Origin of the sequence: Acidovorax facilis, assembly GCF_050626955.1 — a bacterium.
GTDB classification, from domain to species: Bacteria; Pseudomonadota; Gammaproteobacteria; order Burkholderiales; family Burkholderiaceae_C; genus Acidovorax; species Acidovorax facilis.
In genome coordinates this window covers 1,585,219-1,611,985 of the sequence record NZ_CP192460.1, presented here as the reverse complement: position 1 = coordinate 1,611,985, position 26,767 = coordinate 1,585,219, and the positions used below count along the sequence as shown (strand labels likewise).

Annotated in this window: 24 protein-coding genes; 15 read left to right on the top strand and 9 right to left on the bottom strand. The window is 65.5% G+C overall.

Annotation, left to right across the window (positions count from 1 at the left end; translation table 11 throughout):
* The first annotated feature begins 21 nt into the window (after nt 1–21).
* The 3 genes from ACQ4MJ_RS07235 to ACQ4MJ_RS07225 all read left to right on the top strand — a co-directional run bounded on the left by ACQ4MJ_RS07235 (nt 22) and on the right by ACQ4MJ_RS07225 (nt 2,636).
* Nucleotides 22–402, top strand: coding sequence for a sirohydrochlorin chelatase (locus ACQ4MJ_RS07235; RefSeq protein ID WP_055396016.1), 381 nt, complete (start codon nt 22–24; stop codon nt 400–402).
* 64 nt (nt 403–466) lie between these two features.
* Nucleotides 467–1,408, top strand: a complete 942-nt coding sequence (locus ACQ4MJ_RS07230; RefSeq protein ID WP_010458783.1) for a CysB family HTH-type transcriptional regulator — start codon at nt 467–469, stop codon at nt 1,406–1,408.
* A gap of 55 nt (nt 1,409–1,463) precedes the next feature.
* Complete coding sequence (locus ACQ4MJ_RS07225) at nt 1,464–2,636, top strand: pyridoxal phosphate-dependent aminotransferase (RefSeq protein WP_431149404.1); 1,173 nt, start codon at nt 1,464–1,466, stop codon at nt 2,634–2,636.
* 21 nt (nt 2,637–2,657) lie between these two features.
* On the opposite strand, the gene ACQ4MJ_RS07220 is transcribed toward ACQ4MJ_RS07225, so the two are convergent.
* Nucleotides 2,658–3,560: a DMT family transporter gene (locus tag ACQ4MJ_RS07220; RefSeq protein WP_121420300.1), complete on the bottom strand. Its 903-nt coding sequence runs from the start codon at nt 3,558–3,560 to the stop codon at nt 2,658–2,660.
* A 500-nt stretch (nt 3,561–4,060) separates the two neighbouring features.
* Here ACQ4MJ_RS07220 and kdpF point away from each other — a divergent pair, with 500 nt between their 5' ends.
* The 6 genes from kdpF to ACQ4MJ_RS07190 all read left to right on the top strand — a co-directional run bounded on the left by kdpF (nt 4,061) and on the right by ACQ4MJ_RS07190 (nt 12,236).
* Complete coding sequence (kdpF, locus tag ACQ4MJ_RS07215; RefSeq protein ID WP_010458774.1) at nt 4,061–4,156, top strand: K(+)-transporting ATPase subunit F; 96 nt, start codon at nt 4,061–4,063, stop codon at nt 4,154–4,156.
* Entirely contained in the window at nt 4,153–5,946 is a 1,794-nt protein-coding gene (gene kdpA, locus ACQ4MJ_RS07210) for a potassium-transporting ATPase subunit KdpA (protein ID WP_431149405.1), read from the top strand. The genes kdpF and kdpA overlap by 4 nt, the downstream gene beginning before the upstream one ends.
* Nucleotides 5,947–5,967: 21 nt before the next feature.
* Complete coding sequence (kdpB, locus tag ACQ4MJ_RS07205; RefSeq protein ID WP_431149406.1) at nt 5,968–8,034, top strand: potassium-transporting ATPase subunit KdpB; 2,067 nt, start codon at nt 5,968–5,970, stop codon at nt 8,032–8,034.
* Nucleotides 8,035–8,086: 52 nt separating this feature from the next.
* On the top strand, nt 8,087–8,701 hold the full coding sequence (kdpC, locus tag ACQ4MJ_RS07200; RefSeq protein ID WP_431149407.1) for a potassium-transporting ATPase subunit KdpC: 615 nt from the start codon (nt 8,087–8,089) through the stop codon (nt 8,699–8,701).
* Nucleotides 8,702–8,771: 70 nt separating this feature from the next.
* Nucleotides 8,772–11,504 (top strand): DUF4118 domain-containing protein, encoded by a 2,733-nt coding sequence (locus ACQ4MJ_RS07195; protein WP_431149408.1) that lies wholly within the window; start codon nt 8,772–8,774, stop codon nt 11,502–11,504.
* Nucleotides 11,505–11,525: 21 nt separating this feature from the next.
* A complete protein-coding gene (locus tag ACQ4MJ_RS07190; protein WP_431149410.1) occupies nt 11,526–12,236 on the top strand; it encodes a response regulator in 711 nt (236 codons plus the stop codon).
* A 187-nt stretch (nt 12,237–12,423) separates the two neighbouring features.
* Here the strand turns inward: ACQ4MJ_RS07190 and ACQ4MJ_RS07185 are convergent, their stop codons facing one another.
* Nucleotides 12,424–13,374, bottom strand: a complete 951-nt coding sequence (locus ACQ4MJ_RS07185; protein WP_121506217.1) for a helix-turn-helix transcriptional regulator — start codon at nt 13,372–13,374, stop codon at nt 12,424–12,426.
* Nucleotides 13,375–13,469: 95 nt separating this feature from the next.
* Here ACQ4MJ_RS07185 and ACQ4MJ_RS07180 point away from each other — a divergent pair, with 95 nt between their 5' ends.
* Nucleotides 13,470–14,078 (top strand): glutathione S-transferase family protein, encoded by a 609-nt coding sequence (locus ACQ4MJ_RS07180; RefSeq protein ID WP_431149412.1) that lies wholly within the window; start codon nt 13,470–13,472, stop codon nt 14,076–14,078.
* Between the two features lie 24 nt (nt 14,079–14,102).
* Here ACQ4MJ_RS07180 and rng read toward each other — a convergent pair whose 3' ends face one another.
* The 7 genes from rng to ACQ4MJ_RS07145 all read right to left on the bottom strand — a co-directional run bounded on the left by rng (nt 14,103) and on the right by ACQ4MJ_RS07145 (nt 21,132).
* Entirely contained in the window at nt 14,103–15,590 is a 1,488-nt protein-coding gene (gene rng / locus ACQ4MJ_RS07175) for a ribonuclease G (protein WP_121420308.1), read from the bottom strand.
* A gap of 30 nt (nt 15,591–15,620) precedes the next feature.
* Nucleotides 15,621–16,235 (bottom strand): Maf family protein, encoded by a 615-nt coding sequence (locus ACQ4MJ_RS07170; protein ID WP_431149413.1) that lies wholly within the window; start codon nt 16,233–16,235, stop codon nt 15,621–15,623.
* A 96-nt stretch (nt 16,236–16,331) separates the two neighbouring features.
* On the bottom strand, nt 16,332–16,799 hold the full coding sequence (rlmH, locus tag ACQ4MJ_RS07165) for a 23S rRNA (pseudouridine(1915)-N(3))-methyltransferase RlmH (RefSeq protein WP_431149414.1): 468 nt from the start codon (nt 16,797–16,799) through the stop codon (nt 16,332–16,334).
* Nucleotides 16,800–16,855: 56 nt separating this feature from the next.
* Nucleotides 16,856–17,728 carry a ribosome silencing factor gene (rsfS, locus tag ACQ4MJ_RS07160; protein WP_431149415.1) on the bottom strand — a complete coding sequence of 291 codons (873 nt, stop codon included), beginning with the start codon at nt 17,726–17,728 and terminating at the stop codon, nt 16,856–16,858.
* Nucleotides 17,729–17,922: 194 nt separating this feature from the next.
* Complete coding sequence (gene hemF / locus ACQ4MJ_RS07155; RefSeq protein WP_431149416.1) at nt 17,923–18,903, bottom strand: oxygen-dependent coproporphyrinogen oxidase; 981 nt, start codon at nt 18,901–18,903, stop codon at nt 17,923–17,925.
* Nucleotides 18,903–20,183, bottom strand: a complete 1,281-nt coding sequence (gene purD, locus ACQ4MJ_RS07150; protein WP_218299826.1) for a phosphoribosylamine--glycine ligase — start codon at nt 20,181–20,183, stop codon at nt 18,903–18,905. The genes hemF and purD overlap by 1 nt, the downstream gene beginning before the upstream one ends.
* Nucleotides 20,184–20,412: 229 nt before the next feature.
* The gene (locus ACQ4MJ_RS07145; RefSeq protein ID WP_010458745.1) at nt 20,413–21,132 is read right to left on the bottom strand and encodes a YebC/PmpR family DNA-binding transcriptional regulator; all 720 of its coding nucleotides are present in this window, start codon (nt 21,130–21,132) and stop codon (nt 20,413–20,415) included.
* A gap of 71 nt (nt 21,133–21,203) precedes the next feature.
* Between ACQ4MJ_RS07145 and ACQ4MJ_RS07140 the strand changes: the two genes are divergently transcribed.
* From ACQ4MJ_RS07140 to upp, 5 genes are all read left to right on the top strand, one after another.
* Nucleotides 21,204–22,724, top strand: a complete 1,521-nt coding sequence (locus ACQ4MJ_RS07140) for a helicase HerA-like C-terminal domain-containing protein (protein WP_218299828.1) — start codon at nt 21,204–21,206, stop codon at nt 22,722–22,724.
* Nucleotides 22,725–22,914: 190 nt separating this feature from the next.
* The gene (locus ACQ4MJ_RS07135) at nt 22,915–23,721 is read left to right on the top strand and encodes a glycine-rich domain-containing protein (protein ID WP_431149417.1); all 807 of its coding nucleotides are present in this window, start codon (nt 22,915–22,917) and stop codon (nt 23,719–23,721) included.
* A 165-nt stretch (nt 23,722–23,886) separates the two neighbouring features.
* On the top strand, nt 23,887–24,729 hold the full coding sequence (locus tag ACQ4MJ_RS07130) for an enoyl-CoA hydratase-related protein (RefSeq protein WP_431149418.1): 843 nt from the start codon (nt 23,887–23,889) through the stop codon (nt 24,727–24,729).
* Between the two features lie 144 nt (nt 24,730–24,873).
* Nucleotides 24,874–25,866 carry a threo-3-hydroxy-L-aspartate ammonia-lyase gene (locus ACQ4MJ_RS07125; protein ID WP_055401172.1) on the top strand — a complete coding sequence of 331 codons (993 nt, stop codon included), beginning with the start codon at nt 24,874–24,876 and terminating at the stop codon, nt 25,864–25,866.
* Between the two features lie 182 nt (nt 25,867–26,048).
* The gene (upp, locus tag ACQ4MJ_RS07120) at nt 26,049–26,696 is read left to right on the top strand and encodes a uracil phosphoribosyltransferase (RefSeq protein ID WP_431149419.1); all 648 of its coding nucleotides are present in this window, start codon (nt 26,049–26,051) and stop codon (nt 26,694–26,696) included.
* The last annotated feature ends 71 nt before the right edge of the window (nt 26,697–26,767 follow it).

The following is a 26,767-nucleotide window of genomic DNA, read 5'->3' as shown; positions in this document are numbered from 1 at the left end:
CCTTTTGGGCCTCTACCGCTTATGCAGCAAGCGCAAGCCGCTATCATTTTATTCGCACACGGATCGCGGGACCCACTCTGGCGCGTGCCGCTGGAAGCCGTTGCGGCGCATATCGCCGCGCAGCAGCCTGGCAGGCCGGTCCTTTGCGCTTACCTGGAACTGTGCACACCATCGCTGCCAGATGCCGCCCAGCAACTCGCCGCGCAGGGCGCCACGCAGGTCACCGTGGTGCCCATGTTCCTGGGCACCGGCAAGCATGCGCGTGAAGACCTGCCCGTGCTGGTGCAGGACCTGCGTGCCGCCCACCCCGGCGTTCATTTCCACGTGCAGACCGCCATCGGCGAAGACCCGCGCATGACCGCATTGATGGCAGAAATCGCGTGCGAGGCGCCCCAAAGCTGAGGTTCTTCCAATATCTCTTAGATGCTTGCAGCATAATGATGCAACCCTTTAGGCGATATCAGATATGAACCTGCACCAATTCCGCTTCGTTCAAGAGGCAGCACGCCGCAACCTCAACCTGACTGAAGCCGCCAAGGCCCTGCACACCTCCCAGCCCGGCGTCTCCAAGGCCATCATCGAGTTGGAAGAAGAACTGGGCGTGGACATCTTTGCCCGCCACGGCAAACGCCTCAAGCGCATCACCGAGCCCGGCCAGCACGTGCTCAAAAGCATCGAAGTCATCATGCGCGAGGTGGGTAACTTGAAGCGCATTGGCGAGCAGTTCAGCGCACAAGACAGCGGCACCTTGAGCATCGCCACCACCCATACCCAGGCCCGCTACGTGCTGCCCGTGCCCGTGGCGCGGCTGCGTGAGGCCTACCCCAAAGTCAACATCAGCCTGCACCAGGCCACGCCGCACGAGGTGGCGCGCATGGTGATCGATGAAGTGGCAGAAATCGGCATGGCCACCGAATCCCTGGCAGATTACCCCGAACTCGTCACCCTGCCCTGTTACGAATGGCAGCACGTGCTGGTCGTGCCCAACGACCACCCGCTCGCGCAGAAGGAACGCATCGGCCTGGACGACCTGGCGCACGAGGCGTTGATTACCTACCACCCCTCATTCACCGGCCGGGGCAAGATCGACCAGGCCTTTGCCGCCCGCAAGCTTCAGCCTCGCATCGTGCTCGAAGCCATCGACTCGGACGTGATCAAGACCTACGTGCGCCTGGGCCTGGGCATCGGCATCGTGGCTGAGATGGCCATGCGCGACGACCCGGTGGGCGACTTGGCCGTGCGCCCTGTGGGCCACCTTTTCGGGCAGAGCGTGGCACGCGTTGCCTTCAAGCGCAGCGCCTACCTGCGCAACTTTGTCTATAAATTTGCCGAACTGCTCAGCGACCGGCTGAGCCGCGACCTTATCGCACGTGCGATGACGGGGCACGTCAACGACTATGAGCTGTGACTTCGCCGTAGTTCGCCTGTCTTCAAAACACCTTTGATTTTTACGTTGTTGCGCCATGACCCAAGCTAACGCTGCCGCCCGCACCCCAGCCTTCCCCAGCAAGCTGCCCCACGTCGGCACCACCATCTTCACGGTGATGTCGGCCCTGGCCACCGAACACAAGGCCGTCAACCTGGGCCAGGGCTTTCCAGACTTTGAATGCGCCCCTGAGCTGGTGAACGCCGTCACCGCCGCCATGCAGGCCGGGCACAACCAGTACCCGCCCATGCCCGGCATCCCCGCGCTGCGCGAGGCCGTGGCCCGCAAGATCGAGGCGCTGCACGGCCGCGCCTACAACCCCAATACTGAAATCACCGTCACGGCGGGCGCCACGCAGGCCATCATCACCGCCATACTCGCCATCGTGCACCCGGGTGATGAGGTGATCGTGCTCGACCCCTGCTACGACAGCTATGTGCCCAACATCGAGCTGGCCGGTGGCAAAGCCGTGCGCGTGCCGCTCACGCCCGGCACCTTCCGCCCCGACTTCGCCAAGATCAGCGCCGCCATCACGCCGCGCACCCGCGCCATCCTCATCAATAGCCCGCACAACCCCAGCGCCACCATCTGGACGGCCGAGGAAATGCGCCAGCTCGAAGACCTGCTCGCGCCCACCGACATCCTGCTGATCAGCGACGAGGTGTACGAGCATATGGTGTTCGACGGCGCCGACCACCAGAGCGCCGCGCGCTTTGCAGGCCTGGCCGCCCGCGCCTTCATCGTGTCGAGCTTTGGCAAAACCTTCCACGTCACGGGCTGGAAGGTCGGCACCGTGGCCGCCCCCGCAGCGCTGACGGCCGAGTTCCGCAAGGTGCACCAGTTCAACGTGTTCACTGTGAACACGCCCATGCAGCATGGCCTGGCCGCGTACCTGCAGGACCCGGCTCCCTACCTGCAGCTGCCCGCGTTCTACCAGGCCAAGCGCGACCTGTTCCGCGAAGGTTTGGCGGGCTCGCGCTTCAAGCTACTGCCCAGTACCGGGAGCTACTTCCAGTGCGTGGACATCTCGGCGATCAGCGACTTGAACGAGGCCGATTTCTGCCAGTGGCTCACCCGCGAGGTGGGCGTGGCTGCGATTCCGCTGTCGGCGTTCTATGGCGACGGGTTTGACCAGCGCGTGGTGCGGTTCTGCTTTGCCAAGAAGGACGAAACGCTGCGCGCCGCGCTGGAGCGGCTTCGCAAGCTGTGATCTGCAGGGCCTATTGAGGCCCTACCTCGTCTGCCGCGCCAGCCACACCCCCGCCACTGCCAACGCCATCCCCACCAGCGCCCAGCCGCTGAGCGTCTCGCCAAACATGGCCCAGGCAATCAGCGCCGTGGTGGGCGGGGTCAGGTAGAACAGGCTGGCCACGTTCACTGCCCCGCCCCGGCGGATGAGCAGGTTCAGCAGGCTCACGGCCCCCAGCGAGAGCACCAGCACCAGCCAGCCCAGCGCAAACACAAACTCTCCCGTCCACGATATGGCCATGGATTCGGTGGCGTAGGCGACGGCGGCCATGGCCACGGCACAGGGCAGGTACTGAATCACCGATCCCGTGCGCAAGTCGAACGAGGGGCAGAACCGTTTCTGGTACAGCGTGCCGGCCGTAATGCCCAGCAGCGCGACCACAGCGGGCAGCAGCATGCCCATCAGTGCATTGGCTGGCACGGTGGCCACCTTGCCGGCCACCACCAGCGCCACGCCGGTAAAGCCCAGGGCCAGGCCCGCCCACTGGGCCGGCCGCACCTTCTCGCCCAGCAAAGCCCCGGCCACCAGGGCTGTCAGCAGTGGCTGCAACCCCACCACCAGCGCCGTGATGCCTGACGGCAGCCCGTGCCCGATGGCCATGAACACCCCGCCCAGGTACACGCCATGCACCAGCAGGCCCGACACCCCAATGTGCAGCCAGGCCCTTCCGGTTGGCGGCCACGGCGCACGCGCCACGGCGACCACCGCGAGCATGAGCACGATGACGATGGCAAACCGCAGCGCCAGAAAGGTCAGTGGCTCCACATACGGCAGCCCCAGCTTGGCGCCGATAAAGCCGGTGCTCCAGAGCGCCACAAAAAGCAAAGGGACCAGCGAATTGAGCGGACTGGAAGCGCTGGGACGGAGTGGAGTGGCCTGGGTCATGAAGAAAAGAAACGAAAACCGGGGTGGGGATGATCTCACCTTGCGAGCGCCTTGGCTCCGGGCTGGCATCCAAGCACTACTGTGACCCGGCTCCCGTGCTAGAAAGCCTCAGTGTGTGCCCCAGCAAGGCGTGCAGCAGCAGACACACCCAGCGCCTGCACCACCACCAGCCAGCCCGTGCCCCGCGCAAAGGTGAATCAGAGCAAAAACAGCCTCTAGCGCAGGAAGATAAAGCGCCAACAGCTATCAACTGGATAGCACACCACCACACACCTGTTTGATAGTCCGGCCGCGCTCCCGCGCATCTTGATGCGATCTTGATACCCCACCCCGCACTCTTGCGCCCATCTTGATGCGGCCATTCCTAGCATCGGTCCATGTCTCAAGGAGGACGCTATGGACTGGATATTTTTGGCGGCAGCAGGCCTGCTCTGGCTGGCTGTCTATGGGCTGGCCCAGGGTTGCGCGCGGCTGCAACAGCAAGCGCAAGGGGGGCGGTCATGACCAGCGGCTGGATGATTCTGGCGGCCGTGCTGGCTGCTGCCCTGTTGGTGTACCTGGTCGCTGTGCTGCTGCGGCCGGAGGACTTTTCATGAGCACCGGTGCCTGGCTGCAATTGGCAGTGTTTATGGCACTGCTGCTGGCGCTGGCTTGGCCGCTGGCGCGCTGGATTGACGCCGTCATGGCAGGCCGCTTTGCCCTGGGGCGGCGGCTGGAGGGGCCGCTGTTCAAACTGGCTGGCGTGCGGCCCGACGAAGAAACTGGCTGGCTGCGCTACGCGCTGGGCCTGCTGGTGTTCAACGGCCTGGGCGTGCTGGCCGTGTATGCGCTGCAACGCTGGCAGGCGGTGTTGCCCCTCAACCCGCAAGGCATGGCTGCCGTGTCGCCGGACTCGGCCTTCAACACGGCCATCAGCTTTGTCACCAACACCAACTGGCAAGGCTATGGTGGCGAGAGCACCATGAGCTACCTCACGCAGATGCTGGCGCTGACGGTGCAGAACTTTCTGTCTGCCGCCACAGGTCTTGTGGTGGTCATTGCACTGGTGCGTGGTTTTTCAAGGCACTCTGCACAATCCATCGGCAACGTATGGGCCGACCTGACCCGTGCCACGCTTTGGGTGCTGCTCCCTCTGTCGCTGGTGCTGGCCGTAGTGTTTGCAGGCCAGGGCGTGATCCAGAACCTGTCACCCTATACCGAGGCACAGACGCTGGAGCCCGTCCACTACGACGCCCCCAAGCTCGATAGCGCAGGCCATCCCGTGCTCGACGCACAAGGCGCCCCGGTCACCGAGCCCGCCACACAAACCACCCAGACGCTGGCCATGGGCCCCGTGGCCTCACAGCTCGCCATCAAGATGCTGGGCACCAACGGCGGTGGCTTCTTCAACGCCAACTCGGCCCACCCGTTCGAGAACCCATCGGCCGCCAGCAACCTGCTGCAGATGCTGGCGATCTTCCTCATCCCCGCCGCGCTGTGCCTGGTGTTTGGCCGCATGGTGGGCGATGAGCGCCAGGGCTGGACGATTCTGGCAACGATGAGCCTCCTATTCCTGGTCGCAGTGGCGGCAGCCACCACGTTTGAGCAGCAGGGCAACCCGCTTCTGGCCTCGCTGGGCGTGGACCAAGCCGCCAGCGCGCTGCAGCCGGGCGGCAACATGGAAGGCAAGGAAACGCGGTTTGGCATCGCCGCCTCGGCCCTGTTCGCAGTGATCACCACAGCCGCGAGCTGCGGCGCGGTGATTGCGATGCACGACAGCTTCACCCCCCTGGGCGGCATGGTGCCCATGGTGCTCATGCAGATGGGCGAGGTGGTATTTGGCGGCGTGGGCTCGGGCCTGTACGGCATGCTGGTGTTCGCCATCATGGCCGTGTTCATTGCCGGGCTGATGATTGGCCGCACGCCCGAATACCTGGGCAAGAAGATCGAGGCGCACGAGATGAAGCTTGTGTCCATCGCGATCCTCATCACCCCGCTGCTGGTGCTGCTGGGCACTGCCGTGGCGGTGATGAGCGAAGCAGGCCGCGCTGGCCTGGCCAACCCGGGCGCGCATGGGTTCAGCGAGGTGCTGTATGCGCTGTCTTCCGCCGCCAACAACAACGGCAGCGCCTTTGCAGGCCTGTCGGCCAACACCCCGTTCTACAACACGCTGCTGGCCGTGGCCATGTGGCTGGGGCGGTTTGGCGTGATCGTGCCCGTGTTGGCCATGGCCGGTGCCCTGGCCGCCAAGAAGCGCGCCACCGCCACCGACGGCACCCTGCCCACCCACGGCCCGCTGTTTGTGGCGCTGCTGGCTGGTGTGGTGCTGCTGGTGGGTTTGCTGAACTATGTACCCGCCCTGGCGCTGGGACCGGTGGTCGAGCATTTGATGCTCTGGCCACGTTAAGAAGATAGCTGAGAGATTGTGATGACTCGCAAAACATTGACCCTGTTCGACCCCGCCCTGGTGCGCCCCGCGCTGCTGGAGGCTTTCAAGAAGCTGGACCCGCGCGTGCAATGGCGCAACCCCGTGATGTTTGTGGTGTACGTGGGCAGCGCATTCACCACCGCGCTGGCCGCCAGCAAACCTGAGGGCTTCACCGCTGCCGTGGCGCTGTGGCTGTGGTTCACCGTGCTGTTCGCCAACTTTGCCGAGGCCATGGCCGAGGGCCGCAGCAAGGCCCAGGCGGCTTCGCTGCGCGGCCTGAAAAAGCAGACCTGGGCGAAAAAGCTGGACGGCCAGTTTGACCGCAACACCCCACGCACCGCCATGACCTGGCTGCCCTTGGAGGCAGCCAACCTGCGCAAGGGCGATGTGGTGCTGGTGGAGGCGGGTGACACCATCCCTGCCGATGGCGAGGTGATCGATGGTGTGGCCTCGGTGGACGAGAGCGCCATCACCGGCGAATCCGCCCCGGTGATCCGCGAATCGGGCGGAGACTTCTCGGCCGTGACTGGCGGCACCCGCGTGCTGTCCGACTGGATCGTGGTGCGCGTGGCCGTGAACCCCGGCGAGACCTTTGTTGACCGCATGATCGCCATGGTGGAGAACGCCAAGCGCCACAAGACACCCAACGAGATCGCGCTGACCATTCTGCTGGTGGCGCTGACCATCGTGTTCCTGGGTGTGGTGGTCACGCTGCTGCCGTTCTCGCTGTTCAGCGTGCAGGCCAGCGGTGCGGGCGAGCCTGTGAGCCTGGTGGTGCTGGTGGCCCTGCTGGTGTGCCTGATTCCCACCACCATCGCAGGCCTGCTCAGTGCCATTGGCGTGGCAGGCATGAGCCGCATGATGCAGGCCAATGTGATCGCCACCTCAGGCCGCGCGGTGGAGGCTGCAGGCGACGTGGACGTGCTGCTGCTGGACAAGACCGGCACCATTACCCTGGGCAACCGCCAGGCCAGCCAGTTCATCTCGGCCCCGGGTGTCACGGATGCCGCCCTGGCCGACGCCGCCCAATTGGCATCGCTGGCCGACGAAACGCCCGAAGGCCGCAGCATCGTCGTACTGGTCAAGCAGAAGTTCAACCTGCGCGAGCGCGACATCGAGGCCATGGGCGCCCAGTTCGTGCACTTCACCGCCCAGACCCGCATGAGCGGGGTGGACCTGCCCGGCCCGCGCCTGTTGCGCAAAGGTGCAGCAGACGCCATCCGCAAGCATGTGGAGGCACTGGGCGGACGCTTTCCTACCGCCGTGCAGACGGCGGTGGACGACGTATCCCGCCGTGGCAGCACGCCCCTGGTGGTGGCCGATGGTGCCCACGTGCTGGGCGTGGTGGAGCTCAAAGACGTGGTCAAGGGCGGCATCAAGGAGCGCTTTGCCGAGCTGCGCCACATGGGCATCAAGACCGTGATGGTGACCGGCGACAACCGCCTCACTGCCGCCGCGATTGCTGCCGAGGCAGGCGTGGACGACTTCCTGGCCGAGGCCACGCCCGAAGCGAAACTGCAGCTCATCCGCAGCTACCAATCGGCCGGGCAGCTGGTGGCCATGACGGGCGACGGCACCAACGACGCCCCCGCCCTCGCCCAGGCCGACGTGGCTGTGGCCATGAACACGGGCACGCAAGCCGCCAAGGAGGCCGGAAACATGGTGGACCTGGACAGCAACCCCACCAAGCTCATCGAGATTGTGGAGACCGGCAAGCAGATGCTGATGACGCGCGGCTCGCTCACCACCTTCAGCATCGCCAACGACATCGCCAAGTACTTCGCCATCATCCCAGCGGCGTTTGTCACCACCTACCCGCAGCTGTCGGCGCTGAATTTCATGCACCTGGCCAGCCCTTCGTCGGCCATTCTGTCCGCCGTGGTGTTCAACGCGCTGATCATCATCTTCCTCATCCCACTGGCCCTGAAGGGCGTGGCCTACCGCGCCGTGGGTGCCGCCGCGCTGCTGCGCCGCAACCTCGCGATTTATGGGCTGGGGGGCATGGTGGTGCCGTTTATTGGCATCAAGCTGATTGACATGGTGTTGGCCGCCGCAGGTCTGACCTGAGCCGTGCCCCAACCAAAGACACCGCCCCCCAATCACTGACAAGGAAAATCGTATGCCTATCCGTATCCCCCGCGACGACGCGCCCGCCAGCCCAGGCGGCCTGCTTCGCCCTGCACTCACGCTGTTTATCGCGCTTTCCATCGTCACCGGCCTGCTCTACCCGCTGCTCGTCACCAGCGTGGCGCAGACCGCGTTCCCCCACCAGGCCAATGGCAGCCTGATCACCCAGGGTGGCAAGACTGTAGGCTCCGAGCTCATCGGCCAGTCGTACACCGAACCCGGCCACTTCTGGGGCCGCCCTTCAGCCACGGCGCCCATGCCCTACAACGCATCGGCATCGGGCGGCTCCAACCTGGGCCCCACCAACCCGGCGCTGACAGATGCCGTGAAGGCCCGCATCGAGGCCCTGCGTGCTGCGGACCCCGGCAACACCCGCCCCATGCCCGTGGACCTGGTCACCGCATCGGCCAGCGGGCTGGACCCGCAGATCAGCCCCGCCGCTGCCGACTACCAGGCAGCCCGCGTGGCAAAGGCCCGTGGCCTGCCGCTGGCGCAGGTGCAGGCCCTGGTGCAGCAGCACACCGAAAGCCCCTGGCTGGGTGTGCTGGGCGAGCCGCGTGTGAACGTGCTGGCTTTGAACCTCGCACTCGAATCGCTACCAAAATAATAGCTGCTTATGCTTGACGGACAAGCGCCAGAGGCCAATTTGATTCAAAATTGACGAGTACACTGTGCCCATGCAGGATCGCCCCGACCCCGACGCGCTGCTTCAGCGCATCCAGCAAGAGCAGGCCCAGCAGCAGCGCGGGCGGCTCAAGGTGTTCTTCGGCGCCTGCGCGGGCGTGGGCAAGACCTTCGCCATGCTGTCGGCGGCAAGGGCCGCACAAGCGCAGGGCCTGCCCGTCACCATCGGCGTGGTTGAGACGCACGGCCGGGCCGACACCGAGGCGCTGACCACGCACCTGCCGCGCCTGCCACTGCGCGCCCTGCCCTACAAAGACCGCACCCTGCCCGAGTTTGACCTGGACGCCGCCCTGGCTTGGGGCGCAGAGCACCCCGAGGGCCTGGTACTGCTCGATGAGCTGGCCCACAGCAACGTGCAAGGCTCGCGCCACCCCAAGCGCTGGCAAGACGCCGAAGAACTGCTGGCCGCAGGCATCGACGTGTGGTCCACCATGAACGTGCAGCACCTGGAGAGCCTGAACGACATCGTGAGCGGTATCACCGGCATCCGCGTGTGGGAGACGGTGCCCGACCAGTTTTTTGACGCGGCCGACGAAGTGGTGGTGGTAGACCTGCCGCCCGACGAGCTGCTCGAGCGCCTGAAGGCCGGCAAGGTCTACCTGCCCCAGCAGGCCGAGCGCGCCGCCGCCAACTTCTTTCGCAAAGGCAACCTGCTGGCTCTGCGCGAGCTGGCCCTGCGCCGCACCGCCGACCGGGTGGACGATGAAATGCGCGCCTACCGCCGCGCCAGCACCACCACTGCCGAAGCCGTGTGGCCCAACCGCGAGGCCCTGCTGGCCTGCGTGGGCACGGGCGACAACGCCGAAAAGGTGGTGCGCAGCTGCGCCCGCCTGGCCGCGCAGCTCGACCTGCCCTGGCACGCCGTGCATGTCGAGACGCCCGAGCAGCAAGGCCGGTCGGCCACGCTGCATCCGCAGGTGGAACGCACCTTGAAACTTGCGCAACAGCTGGGGGCCGTGGCCTGCACGGTACTGCCTGCCGCCCAGCCTGCGCAGGCCCTGGTGCGCTATGCGCGCGAGCACAACCTGGTGCGCGTGGTCATGGGCCGCAGCGCACGCCGCTGGCCCTGGCAGACCACGCTGGCCGACCAGGTGGGGCATCTGGCCAGCGACCTCGACCTGCTGCAGGTGGGCACGCTGCCCGCCCGCGCAGGCCTGGCGCGCCCCCCCACCTCCAATGCATCGCCTGAAACCACGAACAAGGGCACTGCCTTCTGGCCTGGCTACCTGGCGGCGGCCCTGGCCTGCTGCATTGCCGCCGTGGTGGCCACGCCGCTGGCCGATGTGCTGGAGCTGACCAACATCGTCATGCTGTTTTTGCTGGTGGTGGTGGGCGTGGCCTTGCGGTTTGGACGCGGCCCTGCCGTGATGGCCGCCATTCTGGGTGTGGCGTTTTTCGACCTTTTCTTTGTACCGCCGCGCTTCACGTTTGCGGTCAGTGACGCGCAGTACCTCGTCACCTTCGCCGTGATGCTGGTGGTGGCCCTGGTAGTGGGCCAGCTCACCGCCGGGCTCAAGGTGCAGGCAGAGTCCGCCACCGAGCGCGAACACCGCGTGCGCAGCCTGTACGACATGGCGCGCGACCTGTCTGCCGCGCTGCTGCCCGAGCAAGTGGCCGAAATCGGCGCGCGGTTCATGACCGGCGAGTTCAACGCAGGCAGCACTTTGGTGGTGGCTGACGACGGCAACCGCCTTCAGATACTGCCCGGTGGCAGCGCGCCGGTGGACATGGCCGTGGCGCAATGGGCGTTTGAGCGCGGTGAGCCTGCTGGCCGGGGTACGGACACCTTGCACTCCAGCCCCACGCTGGTGCTGCCGCTCAAGGCGCCCATGCGCATCCGCGGCGTGCTGGTGGTGGCCATGCCCCAGGGCCAGGTGCCAGGGGTGGAACCGCGTCGCCTGCTGCAGACCTGTGCCTCGCTGCTGGCCATCTCGCTGGAGCGCATCCACTACATTGATGTGGCGCAAAAAAGCACGGTGCAGATCGAGTCCGAGCGGCTACGCAACTCGCTGCTCTCTGCCATCTCGCACGACTTGCGCACGCCGCTGGCCTCACTGGTGGGCCTGGCCGAATCACTGGCGATGGTGCAGCCGCCCCTGCCCGCCCACCAGCAGGAGCTGACCGGCGCCATCCAGCAATCGGCCCAGCGCATGAGCGCGCTGGTCAACAACCTGCTGGACATGGCCCGCCTGGAGGCTGGGGCCGTGCAGCTCAACAAGGCCTGGCAGCCGCTGGAAGAAGTGGTGGGCAGTGCGCTGGCTGCCAGCGCCCCCGTCATGGGCGCCCACCGTGTGGACGTGCACCTGCCCGACGACCTGCCACTGCTGCAGATCGACGCCGTGCTGATGGAGCGCGTGCTGGTCAATCTGCTGGAAAACGCCGCCAAGTACACGCCCGCCGGCACGGCCATCCACATCGGGGCGCAGGCCCAGAGCGATGCGGTGGCCCTGACCATCACCGACGAAGGCCCCGGCCTGCCCAAAGGCCGCGAGGAGCTGCTGTTTGAAAAGTTCGAGCGTGGGGCCCGCGAAAGCGCCACGCCCGGTGTGGGCCTGGGGCTGGCCATCTGCCGCGCCATCGTGCAGGCGCATGGCGGCAGCATCAGGGGCGATACCATCCTCAACGCCCAGGGCCAACCTGCGGGCGCACGCTTCACGCTGCTGCTGCCACGCGGCACACCGCCCACCGACCTGGGCACCGATACCGATACCAACAGCGACGTTTGACGGCACGGCCCCGCAACCACCATGACCGACCTGCCCACCCACATCCTCATCGTCGAAGACGAAGCCGACATCCGCCGCTTTGTGCGCCTGACGCTGGAGAGCGAAGGCCACACCGTGCACGAGGCCGCCACCCTGCAGCGCGGCCTGATCGAAGCTGGCACGCGCCGCCCCGACCTGGTGGTGCTGGACCTGGGCCTGCCCGATGGCGACGGCGTGGACCTGATCCGCGACCTGCGCACCTGGTCGGCCATGCCCGTCATCGTGCTCTCGGCCCGCAGCACCGAAGCCAGCAAGATCGCAGCGCTGGATGCGGGGGCCGACGACTACCTGGTCAAACCGTTCGGCTCGGGCGAGCTGATGGCCCGCGTGCGCGCCCAGCTACGCCGCAGCCAGCGGGCATCCAGCGCCGAGGCGCAACCCGTCATCCAGTTCGGCGACATCACCGTAGACCTGGCCCGCCGCACCGTGGCGCGCCGCACGGGAGAGGATGGCAGCGAGGCCCTGCACCTCACGCCCATCGAGTACAAGCTGCTCACGCACCTGGCGTCACAGCCCGACCGCGTCATCACCCACCAGCAGTTGCTCAAGGCCGTGTGGGGGCCGGGCCATGCCGAAGACACGCACTACGTGCGCGTGCACATGGCTAACCTGCGCAAGAAGGTGGAGGGCAACGCCTCGATGCCCCAGCATTTGCGGACCGAGGCGGGCATCGGGTACCGTTTCGTGCCTTGAGCACTCATACCCATTTGCTTTCAAAAATATGAAACCGTAGTTGTCCGTTGCGTTGTGCACCGCCCGCGATGCATGAAACTGGCGCAGCCCAAACCCAGTGCCGCCGCGCTGGGGGCGTACCCCTCACAGATGGCGAAGCAACGTGAGAGAGGGGGAAGGCGCGAAGCGACTCAGGGGGTGTTTCACTTCAGGCGCAGCGCAAGGCCCGCTCCCCCGCCACCCGCAAGCGCTCCTTCAACGAAACGGGTGCAAGCACTTCGAACTCCACATCGAGCGCCATCAGCCAGTACACCAGCGAATCGTTGGCGCCGCATTCCAGCTGGCACCGCTGCCCCTCATCGAGCGCCGACACCACACCTGCCGACTGCGGAATGCGTCTGGCCATCTCTTGATACGGTGCATGCAACACAATGCGCGCCTGTTCGGCATGGGGCGCCACTGCAATCGAACGTGAAACGTATGCCTTCAGATCCCCTCCATCGGGCGACACCCGGGGCGCGAAATGGGCACCCACCGTGGGAGCCCCCACGATGCGGTCGATACGGAAGGTGCGCCAGTCCTCCCGCACCCGGTCCCACGCCACCAAGTACCAGCGGTGGCCGGTATGGGCCAGGCCCTGGGGCTCCACGCTGCGTTCGGCGCTGCGGCCCTTGCTGTCGCCGTAGGTGAACGCCAGGCGCAACTGGTCACGGCAGGCCGACGCCAGCGTGGCCAGCAACGAGGCATCCACCACCGGCCCGACACGGTCCATGGGCAGGATGGTGGAGCGTAGTGCATCCACCTGCTGCCGCAGGCGGGCGGGCATGGCCTGCTCCAGCTTGACCAGGGCCCGAAGTGCGGGCTCTTCAATGCCGCCGACCGCGCCGGCCGTGGCAGTGCGCAGGGCAATCGACACGGCCAGCGCTTCGTCGTCGTCCAGCAGCAAGGGCGGCAGCGCCTGACCGGCCCGGAATGCATAGCCGCCCGCCACGCCGCTGCTGGCATGCACGGGGTAGCCCAGCTGGCGCAGGCGGTCGATGTCGCGCCGCAAGGTGCGCGGGTGCACTTCCAGGCGCTCGGCCAGTTCCGGCCCCATCCAGTGGTTGCGCGTCTGCAGCAAGGAGAGCAGACGCAGCAGGCGGGTTGATGAAGTGAGCATGGCGCGACTTTACTTTTTATTGCGGACTGAAATTGTCCGCAATGGCTTTTACAGTGGCAACACCTTTTCTTCCACAGCCACCCAAGGAGCTTTCCATGTCCATCGTTCTCTACTGGCATCCCATGTCCAGCGCCACCCCCATCGCCTGCGCTCTCACCGAGCTGGCCGTGCCCCACGAACGCGTGAAGATCGACATCCGCACCGGCGAGCAGCGCCGCCCGGAGTACCTGGCCCTGAACCCCAATGGCAAGGTGCCCACCTTGACCGTGGACGGCGCCCCCATGTTCGAGGCCCTGGCCATCCACCTCTGGCTGGGCCATCGCTTTGGCATTGAGCGCGGGCTGTGGCCCGCTGCGGGCACGCCCGAGGCGCTGCAGGCCCTGTCGTGGTGCACCTGGGCGTATGTGACCTATGGTGCGCTCGTGGGACGCCTGCATGTGGCAACCCAAGGCGAAGAGGTTTGGCGCAACGCCGCCCAAGCAGAAGCCCTCCTGCGTCAACTGAGCGAGTTGCTGGCGGTGCTGGACGCGCGGCTGGCTGCGCAGCCCTGGATGCTGGGTGCCGACTATTCGCTGGTGGATTTAGTAGTGGGCTCGGTGCTGGGCTACAGCCTGTACCTGGGCGCCCCCGTCAACTCGCACCCGCATGTGCAGGCCTGGCTGGCGCGGGTGCAGGCACGCCCGGCGATGCAGATCGACGCTTGAAGACGGCGCGCAGAACGATGGGCGCTACAGCAGCACGATGTCGTACTGCTCCTGCCCCATCGCGCTCTCGGATTGCAGCGAGATCGGCTTCTTGATGAAGTCCGAGAGACCGGCCAGGTGCTGGCTTTCCTCGTCCAGGAACAGCTCCACCACGCGGGGTGAGGCCACCACGCGGAACTCGCGCGGGTTGAACTGGCGGGCTTCGCGCAGGATCTCGCGCAGGATGTCGTAGCACACGCTGCGCGCGGTCTTCACGCTGCCCTTGCCCTGGCAGGCTTCGCAGGGCTCGCACAGCATATGGGCGAGGGATTCGCGCGTGCGCTTGCGCGTCATCTCCACCAAGCCCAGCTGCGAGAAGCCACCTGCCATGGTCTTCACGCGGTCGCGGGCGAGTTGCTTTTTGAACTCCGCCAGCACGGCCTGCTGGTGGTCGTCCCGCACCATGTCGATGAAGTCCACGATGATGATGCCGCCCAGGTTGCGCAGGCGCAGCTGGCGGGCAATGGCCTGGGCGGCCTCCAGGTTGGTCTTGAAGATGGTGTCGTCGAAGTTGCGTGCCCCCACGTAGCCCCCGGTGTTCACATCGATGGTGGTGAGCGCCTCGGTCTGGTCCACGATGAGATAGCCGCCAGACTTCAAATCGACGCGGCGCCCCAGGGCTTTGGCCACCTCTTCGTCGATGGAGTACAGGTCAAAAATCGGGCGTTCGCCCTTGTAGTGCTGTAGCTTGCCGGCAGCCGCTGGCATGAACTCCTGCCCAAACGCCCGCAGGCGCTGGAACTGCTCCATCGAGTCGAGCCGGATGGTCTGCGTATGGTCACCCACCAGATCGCGCAGCACGCGCTGCAGCAGGTCCAAATCCTGATGGAGCAGCGACATGGCAGGCAGCTTGAGCGATGCCTCCTTAATGCGTGCCCAGGTCTTGCGCAGGTAGGCGATGTCTTCGGCCAGCTCCGCATCGGTCGAATCCTCGCCGTTGGTGCGCAGGATGAAGCCGCCGCCACCGCCCGTGGATTTATCGCCCACCAGCGCCTGCAGCCGCGCGCGCAGCGCATCGCGCTCGGCGGGCGGAATCTTCTGCGACACGCCCACATGGTCGTCCTGCGGCAGAAACACCAGCAGGCGCCCGGCCACGCTGATCTGCGTGGACAGTCGTGCGCCTTTGGTGCCAATGGGGTCCTTGATGACCTGCACCATCAGCGCCTGCCCCTCGAACACCTGCTTTTCAATCGGCACCTGCGGCTCGTTCTTGCGGGCGAATGCGGGCGGCTCGCCATCGGGCTGGCGTTGCCACACATCGGCCACATGCAAGAAGGCCGCACGCTCCAGGCCGATGTCGATGAAGGCCGACTGCATGCCCGGCAGCACGCGCGACACCTTGCCCAGGTAGACATTGCCCACCAGGCCGCGCTCCAGCGTGCGCTCGATGTGCAGCTCCTGCACGGCGCCGTGCTCCACCACGGCCACGCGGGTTTCCTGGGGCGACCAGTTGATCAGGATGTCTTGTTGCATGGCGTTGTTGTTGTCTGTTGTTGCTGTCGCCTAGATGGCGAAACCTGCCGCGCGCAGCAGCTGTGCCGTCTCGTACATCGGCAGCCCCATGATGCCCGAATAGCTGCCAGCCAGGTGCTCCACATATGCAGCAGCCCGGCCCTGGATACCGTAAGCCCCGGCCTTGCCCAGTGGCTCACCCGTAGCCACGTAGGCCTCAATCTGCGCGGTGGTCATGGCTGCAAAGGTCACTCGGGATATGGACAGCGCGCTCAGGCGCTTGGGGCCCACCTGCAGCGCCACGGCGGTGAGCACGCGGTGCTCGTGGCCCGCCAGCTCGGCCAACATGCGCGCGGCATGGAGCGCGTCGTCGGGCTTGCCGTAGATGGTGCGGCCGAGGGCCACGGTGGTGTCAGAGCACAGGATGGGCGCATCGGGCAAACCACGGCGGGCGCGCCGGGCCACGGCAGCGTCGAGCTTGAGGCCCGTCACGCGCTCCACATAGGCCGTAGGCGCTTCGCCGGGCAGCACCACCTCGATGGCTTCGGCGTCCTCGGACTCGTCACCCTCCACATTGGGCAGCAGCAGTTCGTGGCGTACGCCCAGTTGTTCGAGCAGCTGGCGCCGACGGGGGCTTTGGGAGGCAAGGTAGATGAAGTCAGGCATGAACAGATTTTGATTAAAAATCGGCTCTAGCGCTTACCCATCAAGCGCTAGCAGCTATAAAAAATATAGTATTCCACCCACACCCCGATCCAGGCCTCATTCTCGGTGGTAGGGGTGCCCGGCATTCACCGACCAGGCGCGGTACAGCTGCTCGATGAGCAGCACCCGCACCATGGCATGGGGCAAGGTAAGGTCCGACAGGCGAATGCGTTCATGCGCACCCTGGCGAAACGCCGGGTCGAGCCCGTCGGGGCCGCCGATGACCAAGGCAACGTCGTCACCACCCAGCTGCCAGCCCTTCAGGCGCTCGGCCAGGGCCTTGGTGGTGAGGTTGGTGCCGCGCTCATCCAGCGCCACCACGCGCATGCCACGGGGGATGGCCGCTTCAATGCGCTCGCGCTCGGCCGCATAGAGCGTCTCCAGCGTCTTGGAGCCGCGCGGTTCGGTCTTGACGGCTTTGAGTTCGACCTTGAGCTCCGGCGGAAACCGCTTGGCGTAGTCGTCGTACGCCGTCTGCGCCCAGTCGGGCACGCGCTGGCCCACGGCCACGATCAGCAGCTTCATGGCAACTCAGGCGCGGTGCGCGGGTACAGGCGGTCGTCGATGGGCCGAGGCTGCAATCACTTGCGGCCCGGTGCCCTCTTGGCGGCGGGCTTGGCGGCTGCTCCGCCACGCGCGGGTGCGGGCTTGGCGGCAGCGGTCTTGCTACGGGGGGCCGATGGCTTGACGACCACGGTCTTGATCGGTGCCTTGGTCGCTGCGGGCTTCTTGGCGGCAGTGGTTGGCTTTGCAGTCGTCTTGGCGGGTGCGGCCTTGGCAGTGCTGCTGCTCTTTGCGGGCGCCCTGGTCGGGGCTTTCGCAGATGTTTTGGCAGGTGCTTTTGCGGTTGTCTTGGCGGCAGGTTTGGCAGCTGATTTAGCAGGTGCGGCAGCGGACTTGGCAGCTGTTTTGGCCACAGCCTTGACCGTAGCCTTGCCCGACCGGGCCGGCACGGCTGGTGCGGCTGCCTTTTTGGCGGTCGCCTTGCCTGCAGCCTTGGCGTCGGACTTGGCAGCCTTCTGGGCCGACTTCTTTTCGGCCAAGTCGGTGGCAGCGCTGGAAACAGGCTTGGCGGCGCCCAGCTTCAAGCGCACTGGCGTGTCACCCCACAGCTCTTCCAGACGGTAGTACTGGCGGATGGCGGGCTGCATGATGTGCGCCACGGCAGCGCCGCAGTCCACGATGATCCATTCGCCGTTGTCTTCGCCTTCGATGCGCGGCTTGGTAAAGCCCGCTTCTTTCACCGCGTCGCGCACGCTGGCGGCCAAGGCCTTGGTCTGGCGGTTGGAGGTGCCCGATGCCACGATCACCCGTTCAAACAGCGGCGAGAGATGCTCGGTGTTGAAGACCTGGATGTCTTGCGCCTTGACGTCCTCCAGTCCATCAACGATGGCGCGCTGGAGTTTGGTAACGTCTTTTTTGGCGGCGGTTTCCGATTTGGTGGAGGTGGTCATCAGGCGGTGATTAGAGAGGAAATGGAATCAATATAGCGTGCAACGCAGCGCGCAACCAGTGGGGCTGCGCCTTGGGTGTTGCGCAGCTGTTGCGCGTTGGCGCTGCGTCAGTTTGAGGTGTTTTTGGCCTCTTGCGCTGGTGTGAAAAGCGCGGGCAGCTATTGAAATTATAGCTTTTGCGCTTTTCAAGGCTTTCAAGCCGCTGCAGCAGACTCGCCAGCGAGCCAGTCGCGCCGCAGCAGAAAGCGCTGCGTGAGGTCAGCTTCAGCGGAATCGGCCGCATCCGAACGCTGGTACGACCACGCCACCAGCGGCGGCATGGACAGCAAAATGGACTCGGTGCGCCCACCCGACTGCAGGCCAAAATGCGTGCCCCGGTCCCAGACCAGGTTGAACTCGACATAACGGCCGCGGCGGTAGAGCTGGAAGTCGCGCTCGCGCTCGCCGTAGGGCGTGCCCTGGCGCTTTTCCACGATAGGCAGGTAGGCCTTCAGAAAGGCGTCGCCCACCGACTGCGTCATCGCCAGGCTTTGCTCAAAGCCCAGCTCGGAGAAGTCGTCATAGAACACGCCACCCACGCCTCGCTGCTCGCTGCGGTGCTTGAGGTAGAAGTATTCGTCACACCATTGCTTGAAGCGCGGGTACTTGTCGTCACCAAAAGGCGTCAATGCATCGCGGCAGGTGCGGTGAAAGTGCACCGCATCTTCCTCAAAGCCGTAGTACGGCGTGAGGTCCATGCCACCACCAAACCAGCAGGTCGGCGCTTGCCCAGGGTGACCAGCCGCGATCATGCGCACGTTCATGTGCACCGTCGGCACGTAGGGATTGCGCGGGTGGAACACCAGCGACACGCCCATGGCCTCGAACGGTGCGCCCGCCAGCTCGGGCCGGTGCTGCGTGGCCGAGGGTGGCAGCTGGGGGCCGCGCACATGGCTGAAGCCGCAACCCGCGCGCTCGAACACGCGGCCGCCTTCCATGATCTTGGTGATGCCGTCGCCCTGCAGCAGCTCGCCGGGTGGCTTGCTCCAGGCATCGGCCAGAAAGCGTGCGCCGCCCTCGCCTTCAGCGGCTTCCACGGCTTCCAGCGCGTCGGTGATGCGCGCCTGCAGACCCACCAGATAGCCGCGCACCCTCGCCACCGTGTCGGCGGGGTTCAAGGTCTGAACGTCTGCCATCAGCTCTTGAGTGCTCTGAAGCCGATATCGCGGCGGTACTGCGCACCATCGAACTGGATGCCGCGCGCCACGTCATAGGCACGCTGCTGCGCCTGCTTGACGCTGTCGGCCAGCACCGTCACGCACAACACACGGCCACCGGTCACGCTGACCACGCCATCTTTGAGCTGCGTGCCCGCATGGAACACCACGGCATCGTCCGCCTCGGCTGGCAGGCCGGTGATGGGGTCACCCTTGCGCGGGTTCTCCGGGTAGCCATGGGCGGCCATGACCACGCCCAGTGCGGTGCGGCGGTCCCATTGCAGTTCCATCTGGTCGAGCTTGCCGTCAGCGGCAGCAGCCATCACGTCGCTGAAGTCGCTTTTCAGGCGCATGAGGATGGGTTGCGTCTCGGGGTCGCCCATGCGGCAGTTGAATTCGAGCGTCTTGGGCTGGCCCTTGGCGTCGATCATCAGGCCTGCATACAGAAAACCGGTGTAGGGAATGCCGTCCTTTTCCATGCCCCGAATCGTGGGCAGGATGATCTCGCGCATGGCGCGGGCATGTACATCGGCCGTGACCACTGGCGCGGGCGAATACGCACCCATGCCGCCGGTGTTGGGACCTTCGTCGCCGTCTTTGAGGCGCTTGTGGTCCTGGCTGGTGGCGAGGGCCAGCACGTTCTTGCCATCGCACAGCACGATGAAGGAAGCTTCCTCGCCTTCAAGGAATTCCTCGATCACCACACGCGCGCCACCTTCGTTGTGGGTCACGCCGTATTTGTTGTCCACCAGCATAAAGTCCACAGCATCATGGGCCTCCTGCAGCGTCATGGCCACGACCACGCCCTTGCCCGCCGCCAGGCCGTCGGCCTTGATGACGATGGGCGCGCCCAGCCGGTCCACAAACGCATGGGCCGCAGCGGGGTCGGTGAAGGTGTCGTAGTCGGCCGTGGGGATGCCATGGCGGCGCATGAAGGCCTTGGAAAAGGCCTTGGAGCTTTCGAGCTGGGCAGCAGCCTTGGTGGGGCCGAAGATGCGCAGGCCATTGGCACGGAACTCATCGACCACACCCGCCGCCAGTGGCGCCTCGGGGCCCACCACCGTCAGTGCGATCTTTTCGGCCTGCGCCCACACACGCAGTTCGCGCACGTCGGTGATGGCCACGTTCTCGAGCTTGGAATTCAGCGCAGTGCCGCCATTGCCAGGTGCCACATACACCTTGGTCACCTTGGGGGACTCGCTCAGTTTCCACGCCATCGCGTGTTCACGGCCGCCGCCACCAATCACAAGTACTTTCATAGGAACCTTTGGTGAACCTCTGCTTGGCACTACGCCACAGCTCAGGGGCTCGTAAAAAAACTCTATCGCGACTGATCGCGCTGCTCGCTACATACAAAACCGTTGAAACTGGCACGACCCAAGCCCGTGCCCCCGCGCAAGGGCCGCCCCGCCGCGCTGGGGGCGTCCCCCTCCCGCAAGCGCAGCGCAGCGAGAGAGGGGGAAGCGGCGCAGCCGCTCAGGGGGAGCTTCACAATGCAGCGTTGTGGTAGACCTCCTGGGTATCGTCCAGGTCCTCCAGCACATCCAGCAGCCGCTGCATGCGCGCCGCGTCGTCGCCCGTCAGTTCGATGGTGTTTTCAGGCCGCATGGTCACGCCCGCCACTTCAGGCGTCAGGCCTGCGGCTTCCAGGGCATTCTTCACGGCTTCAAAGTCGGCGGGGGCGGTCAGCACCTCTACTGCGCCGTCGTCGTCGGTCACCACGTCTTCGGCCCCCGCCTCCAGCGCCACTTCCATCACCTTGTCTTCGCTGGTGCCGGGGGCAAAAATCAGTTGGCCGCAGTGCTTGAACTGAAAAACCACCGAGCCCTCGGTGCCCATGTTGCCACCGTGTTTGCTGAACGCGTGTCGTACTTCGGCCACGGTGCGCACCCGGTTGTCGGTCATCGTGTCGATCATGATCGCTGCGCCACCAATGCCATAGCCCTCGTAGCGGATTTCCTCGTAGGTCAATCCCTCGGCGTTGCCCGTGGCCTTGTCGATGTTGTACTTGATGCGGTCGGCGGGCATGTTGGCCGCCTTGGCCTTGTCCACCGCCAGGCGCAGGCGGGGGTTGGCAGACAGGTCGCCGCCGCCCGAGCGGGCAGCCACAGTGATTTCACGAATGATGCGGGTCCAGATCTTGCCGCGTTTTTCATCCTGCCGCCCTTTGCGGTGCTGGATATTCGCCCATTTGCTGTGTCCTGCCACGAGAAGTCCTTTTGTATTGATTTAATCTACTGACCGCGATTTTACTTTTGACTCCACCCGGAACCTCCGCCATGGCCGAACCCCTCCTGATTGCCAAGCACGACACCATCGAATGCCACCTGCTGCCCGGCCTGGCCAACCGCCACGGGCTCATCACCGGAGCCACCGGCACGGGCAAGACCGTCACCTTGCAGACGCTGGCGGAAAACTTCTCGCGCATCGGTGTGCCGGTGTTTATGGCCGATGTGAAGGGCGACCTCACGGGCGCGAGCCAGCCGGGCAAGATTGGCGACAAGCTGGCCGCCGTGCTCAAGGAGCGGGGCCTTCCCCTGCCCGCCCCCCTGGCCTGCCCCACCACGCTGTGGGACGTATTTGGCGAACAGGGCCACCCTGTGCGCGCCACGGTGTCGGACATGGGCCCGCTGCTGCTGGGCCGCATGCTCAACCTGAATGAAACCCAGCTGGGCGTGCTCAACCTGGTGTTCAAGATCGCCGACGACAACGGCATGCTGCTGCTGGATCTCAAAGACCTGCGCGCCATGCTGCAGTACGTGGGTGACAACGCCAAGGAGTTCACGACCGAATACGGCAACGTCAGCGCAGCCAGCGTGGGCGCCATCCAGCGCGGGCTGCTGCAGATTGAGCAGCAGGGCGGCACGCAGTTCTTTGGCGAGCCCATGCTCAACATCCAGGACTTCATGCAGACGGTGGACGGCCACGGCGTGGTCAACATCCTGGCGGCCGACAAGCTCATGAACTCGCCGCGTCTGTACGCCACCTTCCTGCTCTGGATGCTGTCTGAGCTGTTCGAGCAACTGCCCGAGATCGGCGACCCCGAGCAGCCCAAACTGGTGTTCTTCTTCGACGAGGCCCACCTGCTGTTCAACGAGGCGCCGAAAGTGCTCATCGAGCGCATCGAGCTGGTGGTGCGCCTGGTGCGCTCCAAGGGCGTGGGCGTGTACTTCGTCACCCAGAATCCGCTCGACATCCCCGACAGCGTGCTGGCCCAGCTGGGCAACCGCGTGCAGCACGCGCTGCGCGCCTTCACTCCGCGTGACCAGAAGGCCGTGAAGGCCACGGCCACCACCATGCGGCAAAAGCCGGGCCTCGATATCGAGACCGCCATCACGGAACTGGCCGTGGGCGAGGCGCTGGTGAGCTTTCTGGACGCCAAGGGCCGCCCGAGCGTGACCGAGCGCGTGTTTGTGCTGCCACCCGGCAGCCAGCTCGGACCCATCACAGCGCAGCAGCGCCAGGTGCTGGTGGCCAACTCACTGGTGGCGGGCGTGTACGAAAAGGTGGTGGACCGCGAGTCCGCCTACGAAAAACTCAAGGGCCGCGCCGCCGAAGCCAGTGCGCAGGCACCTGCCAATGGCAAAGGTGCACCCGCCAACACGGAAGACAGCGGCGGCGGCCTGATGGGCGGGCTCAACGACGTGCTGTTTGGCAGCACCGGCCCGCGCGGCGGCAAACGCGACGGCCTGGCCCAGACCATGGCCAAGTCGGCGGTGCGCACCATGGGCACCACCATTGGCAAGGAAATCCTGCGCGGGGTGCTGGGTAGCATCTTCGGCGGCAGCAAGCGGCGTTGAACGCAAGGGGGGCACAGATTCCGCCCCCCCTGCTCAGCGCCTCCAAGCGCGGCCCCATCACGGCAGCTCCGGCCTGCGATGGTGCTGGGGGTAGCCCCCGCGTGACCATCTGGCGACACCACCCAAAGTGTCATCAATCAGTCACCAAACAGCCGTGAAATCGCCACACAACAACAAAAAAGGAGGGACGATGAAGCGCATCGAAAACGTTCTGCTGTGGTGGGGAAGCAAGGTCGTGCTGCTGACGATTGCCGTGTGGGTGGCCGCCATCGTCGGGATCTTCGCGGGCACCTGGCGCCTGCGGTGGCCCTGGATTCTGTATTATTTGGCCACAGTCATCATCACCGCCCTGGTGATCCAGTGGACCAACGCGGTCCGCCAGCGCTATATCCGCGAGGCCCCCCTGCCCCGCTTTCTGCAGCGCAAGCTGCGCGAAACCTACCCCCACCTGAGCACCCGCGACTGCGAGCTGGTCGAACGCGGCCTGCGCCAGTTCTTCATGGCCTGCCTGCGCGGCAACAAACAGTTTGTGGCCATGCCCTCCAAGGCGGTCGACGCGCTGTGGCATGAGTTCATCCTGCACACCCAGGCCTACAAAGCCTGGTGCCACAACGCCCTGGGCTTCTTTTTGCACCACACACCCGCCGAGGCGCTGGGTAAAAAGGCGCGCCACAACGATGGCCTGCGCCGCTGTTGGTACTGGGTATGCAAGGAGGAGTCCATCGACCCCAAGGCCCCCAGCCGCCTGCCCCTGCTGTTCGCGCTGGATGCCAAGTTCGCCATTGCCGGCGGCTTCACCTACGTGCCCGACTGCTCCGACATCGCCCGCAAGAGCGACGCGGGTGGCAGCGGGGGAGACAGCTACTGCGGCACCAGCTTCTCGGACGGCAGCTACAGCGGCAGCTCGGGCGACTTTGGCGGCGCCGAAAGCTCGGATGGAGGTGGAAGCGACGGCGGAGGGGATGGCGGCGGCTGTGGTGGCGGGGGCGGCGATTGACAGACTGTGCCTGCAGAGTCCGCCGCCCGTTCTGCCGCACGCGCGCAAAAGCACTCATGTTTTCATAGCTGCCAGCGCTTACCAGATAAGCGCTGGCAGCCAAAATAGCTCAAAGTCACCCAGGCGACGACCCGACCTGCATTCACCGGTCTACAGTGGCTCCCCATGAACACCCTCACCTGCTTTTCCCTCAGCATCACCAAACACGTGGCCCATCTGGTGCTGAACCGCCCCGAGGCCATGAACACCATGCACCCCACCTTCTGGCGTGAGCTGGACGAGGTGCTGGCCCAGCTCAACAAGGCGGGCGAAGCGCGGGCGCTGGTCATCAGCAGCACCGGCAAGCATTTCAGCGCAGGCATGGCGCTCGAAACCTTTGGCGGCGCCATCACCATGGACGACCAGAGCCCCGAGGGCCGCGCCGCCATCTTTGACCTGCTGACCGACATGCAGGCCACCTTCACCCGCATCGAAAGCCTGCGCATCCCCGTCATCATGGCCATCCACGGCGGCTGCATCGGGGGCGCGGTGGACATGGTGACGGCCGCCTGCATCCGCTACGCCACGGCAGACACGTTCTTCTGTATCCAGGAGATCAACATCGGCATGGTGGCCGACGTGGGCACGCTGCAGCGCCTGCCCAAGCTGATCCCGCTGGGTGTGGTGAAAGAGCTGGCCTACACCGGCCGCCGCCTGAGCGCAGCCAAGGCCCTGGGCTACGGCCTCGTCAACGAAGTGTTCGAGACCCAAGAAGCAATGCTTGCCGCCGCGCTGCAGTGCGCGCAAGAGATCGCCAGCAAGCCGCCCGTGGCCATCTGGGGCACCAAACAGGCCGTGAACTACGCCCGCGACCATTCAGTGGAAGACAGCCTGCGCCAGATGGGCTGGCTGCAAGGCGCCATCTGGAGCAACCAGCATGTGCGCGAGTCGGTCACGGCGATGAAGCAAAAGCGCGCGGGCGACTTCCCGGCACTGACGCCGCTGCAACGGTTCAGCGAGCTGGGCTGACCCGCCATCAACCATCAAAATCTATAGCTACTCGCGCTTGCCACACAAGCGCGTAAGGCCATTTTGGATTGAAACCACGCGGCAACCCGCTATCATCCGAGGGCTGAAGGGGCAAGCGTTTGCCCCGCCACCAGGGATGCCGCCATGACCTTGCCCAGCCTCACCCCGCCCACCTACGACGACGTGGCCGCCGCCGCGCACCGGCTCAAGGGCATGGCGCACCACACGCCGGTGCTGCGCTCCACCACCGCCGATGACCTGCTGGGTGCGCAACTGTTCTTCAAATGCGAGAACCTGCAGCGCACCGGCGCCTTCAAGTTCCGGGGCGCCTTCAACACCCTAGCCCAGTTTACCGATGAGCAGCGCGAGCGCGGCGTGCTGGCCTTTTCGGCCGGCAACCACGCGCAGGCCATCGCGCTGTCGGCCCGCATGCTGGACATGCCCGCCGTCATCGTCATGCCCGCAGACGCGCCCGCCTCCAAGATGGCGGCCACACGGGCCTACGGCGCCCAGGTCGTCACCTACGACCGCTACACCGAAGACCGCGAAGCCATCAGCCGCCACCTGGCGCTGGAGCGCGGCATGACGCTGGTCCCGCCGTTTGACCACCCGCACGTCATTGCGGGCCAGGGCACCGCCGCCAAAGAACTGTTTGAAGAAGTGCCCGACCTGGACTACCTTTTTGTCTGCGTGGGCGGTGGCGGCTTGCTGGCAGGCAGCCTGCTGGCCGCGCAGGCCCTGGCACCCCAGTGCCGCGTGGTGGGTGTCGAGCCCGAAACGGGCAACGACGCCCAGCAGTCGCTGCGCGCCGGGCACATCGTGCGCATCCCCACGCCCCACACCATCGCCGACGGCGCGCAAACCCAGGCGCTGGGCGAGCTCACCTTCCCCATCATCCGCGACCATGCCGAAGACATCATCAGCGTGAGCGACGAACAGCTTATGCAATCCCTGCGCTTCTTTGCCGAGCGCATGAAGATCGTGGTGGAGCCCACCGGCGCCCTGGCCTATGCGGGTGCACAGGCCTTCTCTGGCGCTGACAACGGAGGCAAGCTGCTGCACGGTGAGCGCGTGGGCGTTCTCATCAGCGGCGGCAACGTTGACTTGGCGCGCTATGCGCGGTTTCTGGCGGACTAGCCCGCGCCCCCCTGAGTCGCCTGCGGCGCCTTCCCCTCAAGGGGACGCCGCCAGTGGCCTGGCGAAGCCAGTTCCACGGCGTCCACTGTCCTGGGCCGCGCCAGTTTTTACGGGCGCTGGCGCAAGTACCGTCAAAATACCGCCACCCCTTTCATTTCTACCTGTAGACCATAGGCCTCGCCATGAGCACTGCCAGCACCAACAACAACGTCACCGTCATCACCCACCCCCTCGTCCAGCACAAGCTCACGCTCATGCGCCGAAAGGACGCCAGCACCAACAGCTTTCGTCGCTTGCTGGGGGAGCTAAGCACGCTGATGGCGTATGAAGTCACGCGCGACATGCCGCTGCAGGACATCGAAATTGAAACCCCGCTGGAGACCATGACCGGCAAGGTCATCGACGGCAAGAAGCTGGTGCTGGTTTCCATCCTGCGCGCGGGCAACGGGTTCCTGGATGGCATGCTCAACGTGGTGCCCGGCGCCCGCGTGGGCCACATCGGCCTGTACCGCGACCCGGCCACGCTGCAGCCCGTGGAGTACTACTTCAAGATGCCGTCCGAAATGGACGAGCGCGACATCATCGTGGTGGACCCCATGCTGGCGACCGGCAACTCGGCCTCCGCCTGCGTAGACCGCCTGAAAAAGCTCAACCCCCGCTCCATCAAGTTCGTCTGCCTGCTGGCCGCCCCCGAAGGCATCGCCACCATGCAAAAGGCACACCCCAACGTACCGATTTTCACCGCAGCGATTGACCGCGAACTGAGCGACCACGGCTACATCCTGCCGGGCCTGGGCGATGCGGGCGACCGGATTTTTGGCACCAAATAGGAGGGCGACCGAGCACTACTCGCTTCGAATCACCTCACGTGAGTTCTCAGCGAGAAGGTCATGCAATGCGT